Source organism: Niveispirillum sp., assembly GCF_052437035.1.
In the GTDB taxonomy this organism is placed as follows: domain Bacteria; phylum Pseudomonadota; class Alphaproteobacteria; order Azospirillales; family Azospirillaceae; genus Niveispirillum.
In genome coordinates this window covers 73,414-89,604 of sequence record NZ_JBQVOH010000008.1, presented here as the reverse complement: position 1 = coordinate 89,604, position 16,191 = coordinate 73,414, and the positions used below count along the sequence as shown (strand labels likewise).

Genomic DNA, 16,191 nt, shown 5'->3' with positions numbered 1-16,191 from the left:
TTATCGCTGTTAGGTTAGGTGTGCCATGCTGCGCGCGTCCATCCCGCTGATCCTGGTCTTTGCCCTATCTGCCTGTGGCAAGGCCGATCCCGATACGGCACAGGCGGCACCCGCTGCCCCACCTGTGCCAGTGTCGGTCAGTGTCGCCCGCCCGGCACCGGAGGCGCAGATGGTGAAGGCCACCGGCAGCGTCGCCTTCAAGCGGGAAATCCCGCTTTCCTTCAAGGTGGCGGGTAAGGTGGAGGGGTTTCAGGTCGATATCGCCGACCCGGTGACACGCGGTCAGCGGCTGGCGCGCATTCAGGTGACGGAGGTGGATGCACAGCTGCGCGCGGCGGATGCCCGGGTTACCAAGGCACGGCAGGATCTGGACCGGTTATTGCCGCTGGTCGCAAAGGGTTTTGTCGAAAACGCCCGGGTCGATGCCGCCAAGTCGGCCTTGGACACCGCGCAGGCCGACCGCGATGCCATCGCCTTTAACCGGGGCCTGTCGGAGATTGCAGCTCCCGCCGACGGCGTGGTGCTGGCACGGCCGCTGGAGCCGGGGCAGATCGTGCCGGCGGGCACCACGGCCCTGGTCATCGGGGATCGTGAAAGCGGGGTGATCGTGCGCGCCGGCCTGTCCGACCGCGACGTGGCTCGCATCGGGACCGGCAATGCCGTTGAACTGGACCTACCAGAAGGCAGGCTAACGGGCCATGTCACCCGCATCGCGGCCAAGAGTGCGACGGGCACCGGCGTCTTCGATGTGGAGGTGACCTTGCCCGACGCGCCTTCCTTCTTGTCCAGCGGGCGCATTGTCACCTTGTACATTGCTCCCCGACCCGGTGGCGCTGCCCCGCCGCTGGCGGTGCCAGCATCTGCCATCATCGAAGGGTTTGGTGATCTGGCTACGCTTTATGTTGTGAAGGCCGATGGCAAGGGCGTGGAGCGGCGGCAGGTGAAGGTGGCGGGCCTGCGCGGGTCCGATCTTCTGGTGGCCGGCGGCCTGACGCAGGGTGAACGCGTCGTCTCGGCTGGCGGTGCCTATCTGCGGCCCGACAGCGCCATCACCATCGCGCCGGCGGGGAAGTGAACCATGGGCAATATCGCCGCCTTCTCCGTGCGCCAGTGGCAATTCACCCTGGTGTTGTTTGCCATGCTGGCCGCCATGGGCGTCAGCTCGCTTCTGTCCATTCCGCGTGCAGAAGACCCCAGCTTTCCCATCCCCACCATCCTGGTGGTGGCCGTGCTGCCGGGTGCCGATACGATCGACCTGGAAAAGCAGGTCACCGACCCTCTGGAAGATGCCATCGACAGTCTGGACGACATCAACAAGATCACGTCGCGCACTCGCGACGGGGTTGCCGTGATCACGGTGGAGTTCGACTGGTCCAGCGACGCCGAGCGCAAGTATGATCAGGTGGTGCGGGAGGTCAATGCCATCCGCCCGACACTGCCCGCCGGCCTTGTCCGGCTGGAGGTGAAGAAGTTCAACACCGCCCTGACCAACTTCATGCAGGTGGCGCTGATCGGTGACGGTGCCTCTGCGCTGGAACTGCGCAAGCGGGCCGATGATCTGCGCGACATTATCGACCGGGTCCCCGGCGTCTGGGAAAGCGAGATCTGGGGGGAGGAGCGGACGGAGGTGCGCGTCGCCGTCGATGCCGGGCGGCTGGCCGAACTGCGCCTGCCGGTGACGGCGGTGGCCGACGCCTTGAAGGCCGAAGGAGCCGCCGTGCCCCTGGGTGCCCTGCATGCCGGTGAACGCCGCTTCACGGTGAAAACTGAGGGTGACTTCGACACGCTCGACGATATTGCCAATACCGTTGTCCGTGCGTCCGATGGCCGGGTGGTTCGGGTGCGCGATGTCGCAGACGTCACCTGGGCGGCGGATGAGGCCAACCATATCGCGCGCTTCAACGGCAAGCGGGCGGTGTTCGTTACCGCCAACCAGAAGCCGGGGCAGAACATCTTCGAGCTGAAGAAGAATGCCTATGCGGCGCTGGATGAGTTTGAGCGGTCGCTGCCGGAAAATATCAAGTTGGAACGCGGCTTCGATCAGTCAGAAAACGTCGCCAAGCGTCTGTCGGCCCTGTTTCGCGATTTCGCCATCGCGCTGGGGCTGGTGCTGATCACCCTGATCCCGCTGGGCTTGCGCGCCTCGCTGGTGGTGATGCTGGCCATTCCGCTGTCGCTGGCTATCGGTGTGACGGTGCTGCAATTCGCGGGCTTCACCCTGAACCAACTGTCCATTGCCGGCTTCGTCCTGTCGCTGGGCCTGCTGGTCGATGACAGTATCGTGGTGACGGAGAATATTGCCCGGCATCTGCGTATGGGCAAAAGTCGGGAAGAGGCGGCGATTGAGGGCACGCGGCAGATCGCGGTGGCGGTCCTGGGCTGTACGGCCACCTTGCTGCTGGCGTTCCTGCCTCTGATGTTTTTGCCCGAAGGGTCCGGCAAGTTCATCAAATCGCTGCCCGTCTCTGTCCTGGCGACGGTTGCGGCCTCCCTGTTCGTGGCGCTGACCATGATCCCGTTCCTGGCGGCGCGCATCCTGTCACGGCATGAGGACCCGGAAGGGAACAAGGCTCTGCAATGGGTGATGGGCGCCATCCACGCCGTCTATCGTCCCGTCCTGCACCGGGCGCTGGAACGGCCCGGTATCACGGTCCTGATCGCGACAATCCTGTTCGCCGGGTCTGTAGCCCTGGTACCGCGCATCGGGTTCAGCCTGTTTCCGCCCGCTGACATTCCGCAATTCCTGATCGAGATCGACCTGCCCGACGGCGCGCCCCTGGCGGAGACGGACAAGGCCGTGAAGTTCGTGGAAGAACAGGTGAGGCAGATGCCGGACGTGCGCTTTGTCATGGCCAATGCCGGGCATGGCAACCCCCGCATCTATTACAACATCACCCCGCGGGAGGATGATCCCACGCATGGCGCCATCTTTGTCGGCCTGACGGAATGGAAGGGTCGGCAGAGCACAGCGGAACTGGACAAGCTGCGCGCCCGGCTGGCAGCATATCCCGGTGCGCAGATCATCGTGCGGGTGTTTGAAAACGGTCCGCCCATCGAGGCACCCATCGCGGTGCGCATCCTGGGTCCCGAATTGCCGGTCCTGAAGGAACTGGCGGCCAAGGTGACGTCGATCATCGAGGGCACGCCCGGTTCGCGCGACGTGGTCAATCCGCTGCGCCTGGACCGCACCGACCTGGATCTGGGGATCGATCTGGACAAGGCCGGTGTTCTGGGCGTGCCGGCGGGGGCCGTAGACCGCGCCGTGCGCCTGTCCCTGTCGGGGGAGGCGGTGGCGACATACCGGGAAAGCGACGGCGACGATTACCCCATCACCCTGCGCCTGCCCATGGAGGGGCGGCATGAACTGTCGGTGCTGGGTGATATCCGTGTACCAGGTGCAGCAGGCGCGGTGCCCCTGTCGGCCATCAGCGACCCGCATTTCATCACCAGCCCGGCCCGCATCGACCGGTTCAACCGCGAACGCGCCGTGACCATCACCGCCTTCACGGCCACTGGCCACAATACCGACCGTGTTGCCCGTGCCATCGGGGAACAGCTGTCGGCCCTGGGCCTGCCGCCGGGCTACCGGCTGATGACGGGTGGGGAGGCGGAGACGCGGTCGAAAAGCTTTGCCGGTCTGTCGGGTGCCATCCTGGTGGCCATGTTCGGCATCATGGCGGTGCTGATCCTGGAATTCCGCAGCTTCGCTACCACCGCCGTCGTGGCCGGTGTCATTCCGCTGGGCATCATCGGCGGCATGGTGGCGCTGTTCGTGACGGGCTACACCCTGTCCTTCACCGCCGTTATCGGTTTCATCGCGCTGATCGGGATCGAGATCAAGAACTCGATCCTGCTGGTCGATTTCACGACCCAACTGCGCCGGGCCGGTACCCCGCTGAAGGCCGCGATTGAAGAGGCGGGGGAGGTGCGTTTTCTGCCTGTCCTTCTGACCTCCGTCACGGCCATTGGCGGGCTCATGCCCCTGGCGCTGGGCGGGTCGGGCCTCTACTCCCCGCTGGCCGCTGTCATTATCGGTGGTCTGGTCTCCTCCACCGTCCTGTCACGTCTGGTGACGCCGGCCATGTACCTGCTGCTGGCGCCCAAGGAGGTGGATTGAGGACGGGGGCGTGCTGTCTGCCGTGGCCGACAGCACGCCCCCCGACCCTTCAATGATGCCCCATCGCCGCCGCCTTGCCGTCGGTACCGGGCAGCACGATCTGCACATTCTGCATCATGCCCTTATCCTCATGATCGAGGATGTGGCAGTGCAGGACGAACTCCCCGATATAACGGTTATAGCGGGTGCGGACCGTGATGATGGCGTTGGGATCGGTGATCAGCGTGTCCTTCCACGTTCCCTGCATGCCCGCATAGATACCGTCCGTCCATTCCGGTCCCGGCGTCCCGTCGGGATTCTTCTTCCGGATTGACACGACCTGGAACGGGTTCACATGGATGTGGAACGGGTGGTTCACGAATTTCGACATCAGGATCCATTGCTGGGCCGTACCCAGAACCAGAGTCTGGTTCACCACCGCCGGGTCATATTCCTTGTCATTGACCGTGAACCGCGTCGGTTGATTGGGCTGGATATCGATGTTGAAGGTGATGGGGATGTCCGGCTGGCCCCATTTGGCAATCTCCGCATCCGTGATGGTCGGGTGCGGCACGTACTTGGTCAGCTTCAGAGCATCATTAATGTCGCTGGCGACCGTCTCGCGCACTGGACCTTGCAGGCGCGATGCGCCTTCCAGTAGCTTGGCCTTCACTACGGCACCGGTGTTGGCCACCTTGTCGCCCGTGGCCTCAATGAAGCCGATGATCTTGGGGCTGTCCTCGCCGGCCACCTGATCGGTGCCGCTGCTATCATCATAGACGCAGTAGCGCCCGGCCTCCGGTAGCACGAACAGGATGTCGCTGCGGTAACCGGGCTGGAGATTGTTCACCGTCTTGTTGAACACCTGCGGGCGGGTCAGGCCGTCAGTCGCCACCTCATACTGGGTGACATCGGCACCGGTGCAGGCCTTCGCCACCTCGTCCGACGCGGCCTTCACGGTTTTCACCAGACCGGTAGCAGGCGCTTTTGGTCCCATCTTGCGGATGCGCAGATTGATCGTCTCTTCCACCCCGGCATGGATCAGGCGCCAGCGATACATCTGGCCGGTCTTGGCTTCCATCTGGGGGCGGACAACGCCGTTGAACATTGTGAAGCGGCCACTCTGTGACCAAGCCTTGGGGTCGAACTGCGCGTCGAAATTCTCCACCTTGCCGATCTGGTCATCCTTGCAGATCCACTGACCCTTGGCGTCCTTTTCGATATTTCCCTGCGCGTCAAAGCAGGCATAGGGCAGCTGCTGGATCAGCATCACCTGGGCCGCAAAGTCGGCATTGGCCGTCACGGGCTGCAAAAGCGTGTCCAGGTCGCCATTCGACAATTCCGTCGGCACCCGGCTGCCTTTGATTACCAGGGCGCCAGCCATGCCGCTGCCCACCTGGATGGAGGTGGAGCCGTGCTTGTGCGGGTGGTACCAGAAGGTGCCGGCGGGGTGATCCTCCGGCACATTGTACTCGTACTGGAAATTCACCCCCGGCTCGATATTCAGCAGGACATTGTCGCTGTTGCCGGTCGGCGAAACCCACAGGCCATGGCTGTGCAGGTTGGTGTTGTTGAAACAGTGCGGCGCGTTGGTGGCATAGGGCTTGCCGGTCTTCGGATCGATCTTGCAGTTCGGTTCTGCCGGCAGCTGGTTCAGCAGGCTGATGCGCACCGTCTGCCCCGGTTCCATCAGGATCATTGGGGCCAGGAACTGATCGCCGTAGGAACGCAGCCGCACCTTGTCATTCTTGCCCGTCGACGGGTTGTAGATGGTGCCGTCCGTGTACTTGATGGGCAGGACATAGTGGATTTCACGGCCCTGCTGAATGGCGGCGTTCAGGGCGCCCAGCGACAGTAGGTTATAGCCCTGGGGCTTTTCCTGATCGCGCGGCTTCTGTTCGTCCGACTTCAACACCGACGGTGCCTTCAACAGGCGCGGCGGTTCCGCCGACACGCTGCCGCAGGCCGTCAGCAACAGGCCTGCGCCAACGAAGGCCGCACCCCCGCGCCACATGTTCCGGTCCTGTCCCATCTGCCCCCTCCTCTCGCTTGGGTAAGGGTGGTAATATGACTTAGGTGTCCGGCGTAGGGCAATCTCAATCAAAGCAAGAATGAGGTAGATGTTTATGCGCGCATCAGGGTGCTTTTATCGTGGCCTCCTCCGGTCCGACCAGCCCGCCGGACACCACCATCTTCAACCCATCCTCCACACTCATGGCCAACGGCTTCACCTGATCGCGCGGCACGAACATCAAATAGCCGGAGGTGGGGTTGGGGGTGGTGGGCACGAAGACATTGACCCAGTCACCGCCGCCCAGAACCTGTTGTATATCACCCTTGGTACCGCCCGTAACAAACGCGATGGCCCAGGCGCCGGGACGGGGAAATTCCACCAGCACCACTTCGCGGAACGCGTCCGATTTCTGGGCCAATACGGTTTCAAAAACCTGCTTCACTGCTGAATAGATGCCGCGAAGCACTGGCATCCGGCCCACCAGCGCCTCGCCGAGTCGCACCAGCAGATTGCCGACGACCCCCGCCGAGACCATACCCACCAGGATCAGGAAGATCAGCAGCAGCAGCAGGCCCAGCCCCGGCAAGGTAAAGGGCAGCAACTGGTCGGGGTGATAGGGGGCGGGCAGCAGGCTATCGACCATGTTATCGACCCCATCTACCACCAGCCAGGCCAGATACAGCGTGATGGAAATGGGGGCGGTGACCAGAATACCCGTGAACAGATAGGCCTTCAGCCGGGCCGCCAGCGTCAGGTGCAAGCCCGCGAACCGTGCCCGGCCCCGCCGCTCTTCCCCGCCATCGGTTCCGTTCATGCTGGTCTCCATCCGCCGTTGCTACAAAAACAAGGATGTAACCGTAGCGGTTTGCAGGCGAACGGCCTAGATATACATTCCAATGACCGTATCCCAAGCCCGGATAGACGACGTGAGCGACGCCCATAACGCCAATCTCGATCGGATCGAACTGCTGCAAAGCCTGACGGCGGAGGCGCGTGCCGCCATCGCACGCCAATGCAGCTGGCGACACTTCCATCCCCATGAACAGATCGTGGACCGGTCGTCCGACAGCCGTGATGTCTGTCTGATCGTGGAAGGGCGGGTTCGCGTCGTGAACTACTCCCTGTCGGGGCGCGAGATCACCTTCGATGATATCGATGCCGGTGGTTATCTGGGCGAATTGTCGGCCATCGATGGCGGCCCCCGGTCGGCCAGCATCGTGGCGCTGACCGAAACGCAGGTCGCCTTCATGTCGCCGCGCCTGTTCCTGGAGACGGCGACCAACCATCCGGGCGTGGCCGCCAAGGTCATGCACCGCCTGACCCAGATCGTGCGCGCCTCCACGGGCCGCATCATGGATCTGTCCACCCTGGGCGCCAATAATCGCGTGCACGCTGAATTGTTGCGCCTGGCCAAGGCTGGCCTGCGCCCGGACGGCAAGGCGGAGATCACGCCCGTGCCCATACATTCCGACATCGCCTCGCGCGTTTCGACCACGCGTGAAACGGTGGCGCGCGTGATGAGCGACCTGTCACGCGACAATATCGTCATCCGCCAGGGCAACAGTCTGGTCGTTCCGGACTTTGAGCGGCTGGAGGAAATGGTGGAAGAGGTGCGCGGCGATTGATGGGCAGCATCCCGCCTCACGCAAGGGGTCGGAATATGAAATTTGCTGAGTGTAGCCTTTCGGACACGTTTTTTGCTTTTCAAACGGCTCATGAAGGGCTATAAGAAAGTGACTTGACCGTTGCATAAGGGCAACGGTCAGGGACTTTACCTCCTTATGAGGCTCCCTTCATCTCTGGCCGGCTGCGTCTCGCAGCCGGCTTTCTTTTTTGGCTGAGGTGCTAATCATGCGCCTGTGACTGGCGCTGTGCAATGGGGATGGGGATATCAGAACCCCACATCCGTTCCCAGCAGCACCGACAGTTTCGGCGTCACGCCCCATTCGGCCACCAAGGTTCGGTATTCCTCGATCACCTTTGCGTCTGCTTTCGCGCCCGTATGGACGGCGCGCAACAGGGTGTTGCGGGGTGTGTGTTCGGAGGGGACGAACTCGATAATCTCCGTCCTATAGCCCGCCTGCCGCATCAGGCTGGCGCGGAGCGCGTCGGTCATCACATCGGCGAAGCGTTCGCGCAGGATGCCGTGGCGGGTCAGCAGACCATAGGCGGCAGGCGGCTCGCCGGCGCGCAACTGCTTTTGCAGGTCATGGTGGCAGCAGGGTGCTGCCAGCACATACTTGGCGCCCCATGCAACGGCACGGGCCAGGGCATCGTCAGTGGCCGTGTCGCAGGCATGCAGGGCCAGCACAATATCGGCCCCGTCCACCGGCGCTTCGGCAATCGTTCCTTCCATGAAGCGCAACCCGTCCCAGCCCAGGCTCTGAGCCAGTTCGGTATTGCGCTCGCGCGCCTGACGCTTGGTATCAACGCCCGTGAATTCCACGGCCAAACCCCGCACATGCGACAAGAAGCGATAGGCGGCAAAGGTCAGATAGGCGTTGCCGCAACCCAGATCGACCACGCGCAGGGGGCGGTCTTCGGGCAGGTCCGCCCCTTTCAGCACGGCATCCAGGGCGCGGATGAATTCCTCTACCTGCCGGTACTTGTCCTGCCGTGTCGGCTTGATCCGGCCCTCGGCATCGGCAATGCCCACCGCGCGCCAGAAGGGATCGGCGGGGTCCAGAAGGCGCGGCTTGGCCCGGTCATGGTCCAGCGCGCGCTCTTTGGGTGCTGCCGCTGCCGTACGGCTGATCATCGCCTCCCCCTTCTTGGTGATGCGCAGCTGCACCGTGGTGTCCAGCGTCTCTACATGCCAATTGCCAAGACCCAGGGCCAGCAGCGCGTCCACGGCCTGTTCGGCGGCAGGGCCAAAGGCGGCGTTGCTGGTATGGGCCTGCCGGTCATCATAGGCGATGGTCTGCAAATGCGCGCCGGCCTTCAACGCCACGGGCCGCAGCTCCACCCGCCGCCAGGGCGGGGTCATGTTGCGCATACGCCCGCTGGCCACGCCGCGCACCAGCCGGTCCCCGTTCAGCAGCAGGGCGCGGATTTCGGCAAGGGCGGGGGCAAGGGGGCTGGCCATGGCAAACGCAATCAATCATCGGGGGCGGGAAAGGGGCCGCATCCTATGCGCCTGTCCGCGCCTGCGACCAGTGCTATTCACACGCTATGGCCGCCAGTTGGGATCATAGGCGGGGCGGTCCATCTGCATCGTGTCGCCATTGCGCACATACCAGCCGCGGCCATGGGTGCGCCCGATCAGCTTCATGGCGGGCGTGTCCAGATGCTGGCTGTCGGCATCCAGAACGAACCGGTCGGCCACATGCGCCACCAGCACCTCACCCAGGATCAGGGTCTGGCGCGGGCCGGTTTCGATGATGCTGTGGCGGCGGCATTCAAAACTGGCGGGTGCGCTGGCGATCAATGGGGTGGCGATCACGCTGGCGGGAACGGTCTCAATTCCGGCATGGGCCAGTTCATCCACCTCCGGCGGGGCGTCGGCGGAACAGCGGTTCATGCGCTCCGCATCATCCTCGGACACCAGATTCACCGTGAATTCGGCGGTGGCCAGGATATTGGCCGCCGTATCCTTCAATCGTCCGTCGGGCCGGTGCATCAGACCCAGCGCCAGCAGGGGCGGATCATCGCCCACCATGTTGAAAAAGCTGAACGGGGCGGCATTGCGCACGCCATCGGCGGACACGGACGTCACCCAGGCGATGGGGCGCGGGGTGATGGTAGCGGTCATGATCTTGTACCGCGCCGATGGCGGCAGGGTGCGCAGGTCAAAGCGCATGGGGCAGGGTCCTTGAAAGGCCAATCTTACCCGTCAGTTAGGACCGGCCCCCGCAGCACGGCAAGGGGGCGGGCACGCAACCCAGGGGCCATGTTTTTCGGAAGGCACCCAAAATACCTGACATAGCCTGTCAGGTATCGGCCTGTACAATGGGGAGCAATTCAACAAAGGAACCCGATCATGACCGATACAGTCATCGCCACAGGAACCGGACAGGGCGACTTCGCCTTTCTGAATGGCAAATGGAATGTGTGGCACCGCAAGCTGAACGGACGGCTGGTCAGGTCTCACGACTGGCAGGAATTCACCGGCACCTGTGAGGCGCGGGAGGTGATGGCAGGCCTGGGCAATTGCGACGACAATATCCTGCATGATCCCAGCGGCACCTACCGCGCCGCCACCTTCCGCCGGATCAGCCCCCGGACGGGGCTGTGGAACATCTGGTGGTTCGATGAACGCCATGATGAGGTTGGCGTGCCCATGGAAGGCCGCTTTCAGGACGGGGTGGGTACCTTCCTGGCCGATGATACGCTGGCCGGCAGGCCCATCAAGGTGCGCTTCATCTGGTCCCACATCACCCCCACCAGCGCCCGCTGGGAACAAGCCTTCTCCCCCGATGGGGGAGAGACCTGGGAGGTGAATTGGTACATGCGGTTTGAGCGGGTGGTTTGATCAGGCGGCTTCCGGCTTGGCGTGCCGTTCGTAAAGGAAGCGCAGGACCGATGCCCGGTAGCCGACATAGCGGGCATCGTCCGACAGGTCCAGGCGGCGGCGGGGGCGGGGCAGGTCAACCTCCAGCACCTCCCCGATTGTGGCGGACGGGCCGTTGGTCATCATCACAATGCGGTCGGACAGCAGCACCGCCTCATCCACATCATGGGTGATCATGATGATGGTGCTGTTCAGGCGCGTCTGGATTTCCATGACCGTGTCCTGCAGGTGCGCGCGGGTCAGGGCGTCCAGTGCCCCGAACGGTTCATCCATCAGCAGGACCTTGGGTTCCATGGCCAGCGCGCGTGCAATGCCCACCCGCTGCTTCATGCCACCCGACAGTTCATCCGGGCGCTTGTCCACGGCATGGTCCATATGGACCAGACGCAAGTTGTGCAGGGTCCAGTCATGGCGTTCCGCCGTCGACTTGGCAGACCCGAACACCTTGTCCACGGCCAGCCGCACATTCTGATACGCCGTTAGCCAGGGCAGCAGGGAATGGTTCTGGAACACCACGGCCCGGTCGGGGCCGGGGCTGTTCACCTCTTGCCCATCCAGGATGACGCCGCCCTTGCTGGCCCGTGTCAGGCCCGCAACGATGTTCAGCAAGGTAGATTTGCCACAGCCGGAATGGCCGATGATGGAGACATACTGGCCGCGCGCAATGGACAGGTTAACATCGGTAACGGCATGGAAGCTGCGGCCAGCGACCGTGAAATCCATGCCGACATTTTCAAGTGACAGGTAGGAATGGGTCATGGGAGATGGTCCTTGTTTCCGACCGCTGACCCCTTTTTTCGTCATCCCGGCGAAAGCCGGGACCCAGGGGCAACAGGACAAACGTTGACGCTGCACGTGTAGAAGAGCGGATCGGCTGGCGCATGGCCCCTGGGTCCCGGCTTTCGCCGGGATGACGAGGGTGTCAGCTAACCTTGCGGCCAGCGATGCGGTTGCCGATCACGGTGATGACGCGGTCCAGGATGAAGCCGACCAGCCCGACATAGACCAGCGCCAGGATGATCTCGCTCATCAGTGAGCTGTTCCAGGCATCCCAGATGAAGAAGCCGATGCCGACCCCGCCGATCAGCATTTCCGCCGCCACGATGGCGAGCCACGACAGGCCGATGCCGATCTTCAACCCGGTGAAGATGAACGGGACGGAGGAGGGCAGCATGATGCGGAAGAAAAATTCCAGCGGCGACAGGCGCAGGACGCGGGCGACGTTGCGGTAATCCTGCGGGATCTGCCGCACGCCCACGGCGGTGTTCAGGATGATCGGCCAGATGGAGGTGATGAAGATCACGAAGATGGCCGACGGGTCGGCCTGCCGGAAGGCGGCCAGGGAAATAGGCAGCCAGGCCAGCGGCGGCACGGTCCGCAGCACCTGAAAGATCGGGTCCAGCCCCCGATAGGCAAGGCTAGATTGCCCGATCAGCACGCCCAGCGCGATGCCGGTGATCGATGACAGGGCAAAGCCGACGGCCACCCGCTTCAAACTGGCGGCCAGATGCCAGAACAGGCCCTTGTCCACGCCGCCATTGTCAAAGAACGGATCAATGATCAGTTGCCAGGTGTCGCTGACAACTCGCGACGGCGGTGGCAGGGATGACCCCGCCCCGTGGCAAGCCACCTCCCAGATACCGATCAAGGTGACCAGCGCCAGCAGCAGCGGCAACAGGTCCAACAGTTTCTGCAACGCCCGCGTCAGGACGGTTTGCAGGGTGGCGGCCAGGGCGGAAAGCCCGCCGCCACCCTGCACCCGCGCCACGGGGCCATTCTCGCTGATCGTCGACATGGTTTTTTTCCTCCCCCAACTCAGGCGATACGCTTGATGTCGTGCGATGCGAGATAGGCCGCCGGGTTGGCGGGATCGAAGCTGCGGCCATCGAAGAATTTCTCGATACCGCGAGAAGTGCCGGCGGGCAGGTCGGTAGCGCCCGCGACCTTGGCGGCATCGCGCCACAGGTCCTGGCGGTTGACCTTGGCGATCAGGGCCTTAGTGTCCAGATCGCCCGGCAGATAGCCCCAGCGCTGATCCTCCGTCAGGAACCAGAGATCATGGCTCTGAAACGGGTAGGAGGCGTGGTTCGACCAGTATTTCATGATCTCCGGGCTGTTCTTCACGATGCGCCCGTCGCCATAATCAATGGTACCCGTGGCGCGGCCCAGAATGTCCTCCACTGGCACCTTGAACCATTCACGGCCAGAAACGATCTGGCACATCTCTTCCTTGTTCTCCGCCTTGTCGCACCAGATCTGTGCCTCGATGATGGCGGTCAGCAGGGCCTTGGCGGCGTTCGGGTTCTTTTCCACCCAGTCGGCACGCATGGCGAAGCTTTTCTCCGGGTGGTCGTGCCACAGTTCGCCGGTGGTCAGGGCCGTGAAGCCGATACCCTGGTTCACCAGCTGCGCGTTCCAGGGTTCGCCCACGCAGAAGGCCTCCATCGTGTCGACCTTCATATTGGCCACCATCTGCGGCGGCGGGACGACGATGGTGGAGACATCCTTGTCCGGGTCGATGCCGTTGGACGCCAGCCAGTAGCGCATCCATAAATCATGGGTGCCGCCGGGGAAGGTGACGGCGCATTTCACCTCCTTGCCCTCTGCCTTCTGCTTGGCGAAGGCCTCCTTCAGGCCCTTGGCCTTGGTGGTGATGCCCATCTCCTTGTACCGGTTGGCGACGGAGATGCATTGGCCGTTGGTGTTCAGCCGCGCCAGGATGGCCATGGGCAGCGGCTGGTTGTTCTTCGTCACCTTGCCCGTGGACATCAGATAGGGCATGGGCGTCAGGATATGGGCGCCGTCAATGCCGCCGGCCCCGCCGCCCAGTTCCAGATTGTCGCGCGTCGTGCCCCAGCTGGCCTGCTTCACGACATTGACGTCGGGCATGCCATATTTAGCAAACAGCCCCTTCACCTTGGCGACGATCAGTGGCGCGCTGTCGGTCAGGGCGATGAAGCCCAGCGTGGCACCGGTCACTTCCGGTGCGGCGGCAGCCCAGGCGGCACCGCCGGGCAAGGCGGTGCGGGCGGCGGTCAGAATGGCTGCGGCACCGGCGGCCTGTGCCGTACGGGTCAAGAGCGAACGGCGGGTCAGGCCGGCGGAAGGCGTGTCGGTCTGGCTCATGATACGCGGGCTCCCCTGTTCCGGCCTCTGGGCCGGGCTGAAAATAAAAAAAGGCGCTCCGACGATCAGCAGGGGCCGCATGGCCCATGTCTGTCATCGGAGCGCCGTTGCTCCAGGCGATCCCAGCGTCGGAACCGCAATTTCGGCACCGCGGCCCCGGACCGTTACCGGCTCGGAGAAAAGGCATCGTCGCCTTCATGCCGCGTGTGCGAAATGACATTTGCGAGAAGCATGCCAAGTACCGGTGCGGCGAAAGGCAAAAGGTTAATTGTTGTTTATCAAGACTATGGCTGACGAACTTTGTTCGGGCGACCTTGATTGCCCGCACCTTGTGCAAGAAAAACGCCCAAGTTGCAGGCGGCAATGGCGCGGATTTGTGCAGATGCAGGAATTGGCGATTCTTTGGGCGTAGGTAGCCAAAAGAAAAAGGGCGATCCGACCGGACCGCCCCTTTCTGCTGCGGAAAGCCCTGCCTTTACGCCGCGCGTACGCGGGTCACAAACCCGTCCAGCCCCTCGCGCAGGCTTTCCACAAGACGTGACAGCTCATCCGTCGCCGAGAGTGCGTTGCCCGTCATGCGCCCGATATGGTCGGCCCCTTGCGCCACATCCTCCACCACATTGTCGATGTCGGTGGCGCTTTCCGCGACGCTGCGCATATTTTCCTCAATCCGCTCCGTATCTTGGCGCTGGCGCATCAGGGCCGCCTCAATCCCGGCGACCAGGGCGGCGATGGCCTCGATCTTGGCCGCTGTCGCGCCGATGGCGGTGACGGCGGCCCCGGTTGCGGCTTGCATCTCTTCAATCCGATGACCGATTTCGTCGGTGGCACGGCCGGTCTGGGTGGCGAGGCTCTTGACCTCACCCGCCACCACGGCAAAGCCCTTGCCCGCCTCCCCGGCGCGGGCCGCCTCGATTGTGGCGTTGAGGGCAAGCAGGTTGGTCTGACCAGAGATTTCGCCAATGATCTCGACAATCCGCCCGATATTGCTGGCGGCATCGGTCAGGCCTTCTACGGTGCGGTGGGTTTGCCGCGCTTCCGCTACGGCATCGGCGGACACGGTCAGGGCCTGGGACGCCTGATCATTGATGTCGCGGATGGAGAGTGACAAGGAGCCGGCGGCCTGCGCCACCGCCTCCACCCCGCCGCGCGTCTGTGAACTGGCGCTGGCCATTGTCAGGGAGTGGCGGGCGTTGCGACCGGCCAGATCGGCCATGGACACAGCGTCGCCATGAATGCCGCCAGCATGGGCGGCCATGATGGCCAGCGCCTGTTCATGCTGCTGGCTGAACCTGTCGATGACTGCCTCCAGCGCCTCGCGGCTGGCCTCCGCCCATTGGCGTTCACGCTGCTGCTGGGCAGCGGGCGACAGGTCGGGGTCGATGCCGTCCGTAACCTGGGCCAACGCTTGCGATAGCCAGGGCGGCAGGCGATCTGTGTTCAGCGTGAACATGGCGTCTGCCACCTGTTCAGACCAGTCGCCCGCCCGGCGCAGGTGGCGACGCAGGCCCCAGGCGAACAGGCGCAGATGCCAGGGGGCGCCTGACAGTGGTGCCGCCAGTTCGTGCTGCGCACCGTTGATCCGGTCGGCGCACAAGGCCTCCAGATCGGCAATCAGACGGTCTTCCATCTGTTTCAGGCGGTTGATGCGGCCCGTGGCGGCGGCGAACCAGCTTTGCGCGCTGGCACCGGGCAATGGACGGTTTGGACCCACTTCGCGCAACTGCGCCCGTAATTGCAGCACTTGCTCACAATCCTGACCTTGCAGGGTGGCTGACAGAAGCGCGCGCTGGCTTTCGTTGGCATGGGCGGTGAACAGATCAAGTGCCTGTGATTGTGCCGCCTCCAACTGCGCCATGCGGCGAAAACGCGTGGCGTCGAAATGACCGGCGGTCAGGGCGGCTGCCCCCACGGCCCGTTCCTGCCCCGAAAACTCCTTGGCGCGCATGAAGTTCAACAGGGCCGTCAGTGCGCGGGACAGGGCGTTATCGGCGCTGAGGCCAGCCACGGCGGTGACGATCGCCATCAATGCCTCAATCAAGGCGGAATAGGCCAGTGTCGCAGAACGCAGATCGATCGTGCCGGCCCCCACCCGTACCCGCAGATCCGGCAGATCGGCCAGGGCACGGTGGGCGAAGGCGATGCAGCTGGTCAGGGACCCCTCCCAGCCCAGGGGATCGACAGCACCCAGTTCCGCCCGCACCCGGTCCATGGCCAGATCGGTTTCCGCGCGGCGTGCCGACAGGTCGGGCAGCATGCCGCCATCGGCCCCCAGATGCAGCGAACTGGTACCCCGTTCCCGTTGCAGCGCATGCACCAGCCCGCTGAGACCCGTGACCAGGGCACAGAGCCGGGCCAGACGCTTCAACCGGTCAAGGCGCCGCGCACGCGCCGACAGCAGGAACCGCAGGGCCTTCAGACGGGGAAAGGTCGGGATCGTCATGA

The 16,191-nt window shown here is 63.7% G+C and carries 12 protein-coding genes; 4 read left to right on the top strand and 8 right to left on the bottom strand.

Features of this window, described 5'->3' with window-relative positions; translation table 11 throughout:
* Positions 1–25 precede the first annotated feature (25 nt).
* Together ACT6Q8_RS18925 and ACT6Q8_RS18920 are read left to right on the top strand one after the other, a co-directional pair.
* A complete protein-coding gene (locus ACT6Q8_RS18925) occupies positions 26–1,075 on the top strand; it encodes an efflux RND transporter periplasmic adaptor subunit (RefSeq protein WP_444733692.1) in 1,050 nt (349 codons plus the stop codon).
* A 3-nt stretch (positions 1,076–1,078) separates the two neighbouring features.
* On the top strand, positions 1,079–4,117 hold the full coding sequence (locus ACT6Q8_RS18920) for an efflux RND transporter permease subunit (RefSeq protein WP_444733693.1): 3,039 nt from the start codon (positions 1,079–1,081) through the stop codon (positions 4,115–4,117).
* A gap of 49 nt (positions 4,118–4,166) precedes the next feature.
* Here the strand turns inward: ACT6Q8_RS18920 and ACT6Q8_RS18915 are convergent, their stop codons facing one another.
* On the bottom strand, positions 4,167–6,128 hold the full coding sequence (locus ACT6Q8_RS18915; protein WP_444733694.1) for a multicopper oxidase family protein: 1,962 nt from the start codon (positions 6,126–6,128) through the stop codon (positions 4,167–4,169).
* 103 nt (positions 6,129–6,231) lie between these two features.
* Entirely contained in the window at positions 6,232–6,924 is a 693-nt protein-coding gene (locus ACT6Q8_RS18910) for a DUF502 domain-containing protein (protein ID WP_444733695.1), read from the bottom strand.
* A 112-nt stretch (positions 6,925–7,036) separates the two neighbouring features.
* Here ACT6Q8_RS18910 and ACT6Q8_RS18905 point away from each other — a divergent pair, with 112 nt between their 5' ends.
* The gene (locus ACT6Q8_RS18905; protein ID WP_082372236.1) at positions 7,037–7,735 is read left to right on the top strand and encodes a Crp/Fnr family transcriptional regulator; all 699 of its coding nucleotides are present in this window, start codon (positions 7,037–7,039) and stop codon (positions 7,733–7,735) included.
* A 266-nt stretch (positions 7,736–8,001) separates the two neighbouring features.
* Here the strand turns inward: ACT6Q8_RS18905 and ACT6Q8_RS18900 are convergent, their stop codons facing one another.
* Positions 8,002–9,195 carry a class I SAM-dependent methyltransferase gene (locus ACT6Q8_RS18900; RefSeq protein ID WP_054167718.1) on the bottom strand — a complete coding sequence of 398 codons (1,194 nt, stop codon included), beginning with the start codon at positions 9,193–9,195 and terminating at the stop codon, positions 8,002–8,004.
* 84 nt (positions 9,196–9,279) lie between these two features.
* Complete coding sequence (locus ACT6Q8_RS18895) at positions 9,280–9,909, bottom strand: flavin reductase family protein (RefSeq protein ID WP_054167719.1); 630 nt, start codon at positions 9,907–9,909, stop codon at positions 9,280–9,282.
* A 180-nt stretch (positions 9,910–10,089) separates the two neighbouring features.
* On the opposite strand from ACT6Q8_RS18895, the gene ACT6Q8_RS18890 reads away from it, so the two are divergent.
* On the top strand, positions 10,090–10,581 hold the full coding sequence (locus tag ACT6Q8_RS18890) for a hypothetical protein (protein ID WP_054167720.1): 492 nt from the start codon (positions 10,090–10,092) through the stop codon (positions 10,579–10,581).
* Here ACT6Q8_RS18890 and ACT6Q8_RS18885 read toward each other — a convergent pair whose 3' ends face one another.
* The 4 genes from ACT6Q8_RS18885 to ACT6Q8_RS18870 form a co-directional block, all read right to left on the bottom strand.
* Positions 10,582–11,379: an ABC transporter ATP-binding protein gene (locus ACT6Q8_RS18885; protein ID WP_054167721.1), complete on the bottom strand. Its 798-nt coding sequence runs from the start codon at positions 11,377–11,379 to the stop codon at positions 10,582–10,584.
* 163 nt (positions 11,380–11,542) lie between these two features.
* Positions 11,543–12,415, bottom strand: a complete 873-nt coding sequence (gene ntrB / locus ACT6Q8_RS18880) for a nitrate ABC transporter permease (protein WP_082372237.1) — start codon at positions 12,413–12,415, stop codon at positions 11,543–11,545.
* Between the two features lie 20 nt (positions 12,416–12,435).
* Entirely contained in the window at positions 12,436–13,746 is a 1,311-nt protein-coding gene (locus tag ACT6Q8_RS18875) for a CmpA/NrtA family ABC transporter substrate-binding protein (protein WP_444733696.1), read from the bottom strand.
* Between the two features lie 475 nt (positions 13,747–14,221).
* Positions 14,222–16,189: a methyl-accepting chemotaxis protein gene (locus ACT6Q8_RS18870; RefSeq protein WP_444733697.1), complete on the bottom strand. Its 1,968-nt coding sequence runs from the start codon at positions 16,187–16,189 to the stop codon at positions 14,222–14,224.
* Between the last annotated feature and the right edge of the window lie 2 nt (positions 16,190–16,191).

What these genes read in the sequence shown, in the direction of transcription:
- ACT6Q8_RS18915 (WP_444733694.1), bottom strand. Translation starts at nt 6,128, where the DNA reads ATGGGACAGGACCGGAACATGTGGCGCGGGGGTGCGGCCTTCGTTGGC.
- ACT6Q8_RS18870 (WP_444733697.1), bottom strand. Translation starts at nt 16,189, where the DNA reads ATGACGATCCCGACCTTTCCCCGTCTGAAGGCCCTGCGGTTCCTGCTG.
- ntrB (WP_082372237.1), bottom strand. Translation starts at nt 12,415, where the DNA reads ATGTCGACGATCAGCGAGAATGGCCCCGTGGCGCGGGTGCAGGGTGGC.
- ACT6Q8_RS18875 (WP_444733696.1), bottom strand. Translation starts at nt 13,746, where the DNA reads ATGAGCCAGACCGACACGCCTTCCGCCGGCCTGACCCGCCGTTCGCTC.
- ACT6Q8_RS18900 (WP_054167718.1), bottom strand. Translation starts at nt 9,195, where the DNA reads ATGGCCAGCCCCCTTGCCCCCGCCCTTGCCGAAATCCGCGCCCTGCTG.
- ACT6Q8_RS18910 (WP_444733695.1), bottom strand. Translation starts at nt 6,924, where the DNA reads ATGAACGGAACCGATGGCGGGGAAGAGCGGCGGGGCCGGGCACGGTTC.
- ACT6Q8_RS18885 (WP_054167721.1), bottom strand. Translation starts at nt 11,379, where the DNA reads ATGACCCATTCCTACCTGTCACTTGAAAATGTCGGCATGGATTTCACG.
- ACT6Q8_RS18925 (WP_444733692.1), top strand. Translation starts at nt 26, where the DNA reads ATGCTGCGCGCGTCCATCCCGCTGATCCTGGTCTTTGCCCTATCTGCC.
- ACT6Q8_RS18920 (WP_444733693.1), top strand. Translation starts at nt 1,079, where the DNA reads ATGGGCAATATCGCCGCCTTCTCCGTGCGCCAGTGGCAATTCACCCTG.
- ACT6Q8_RS18895 (WP_054167719.1), bottom strand. Translation starts at nt 9,909, where the DNA reads ATGCGCTTTGACCTGCGCACCCTGCCGCCATCGGCGCGGTACAAGATC.
- ACT6Q8_RS18890 (WP_054167720.1), top strand. Translation starts at nt 10,090, where the DNA reads ATGACCGATACAGTCATCGCCACAGGAACCGGACAGGGCGACTTCGCC.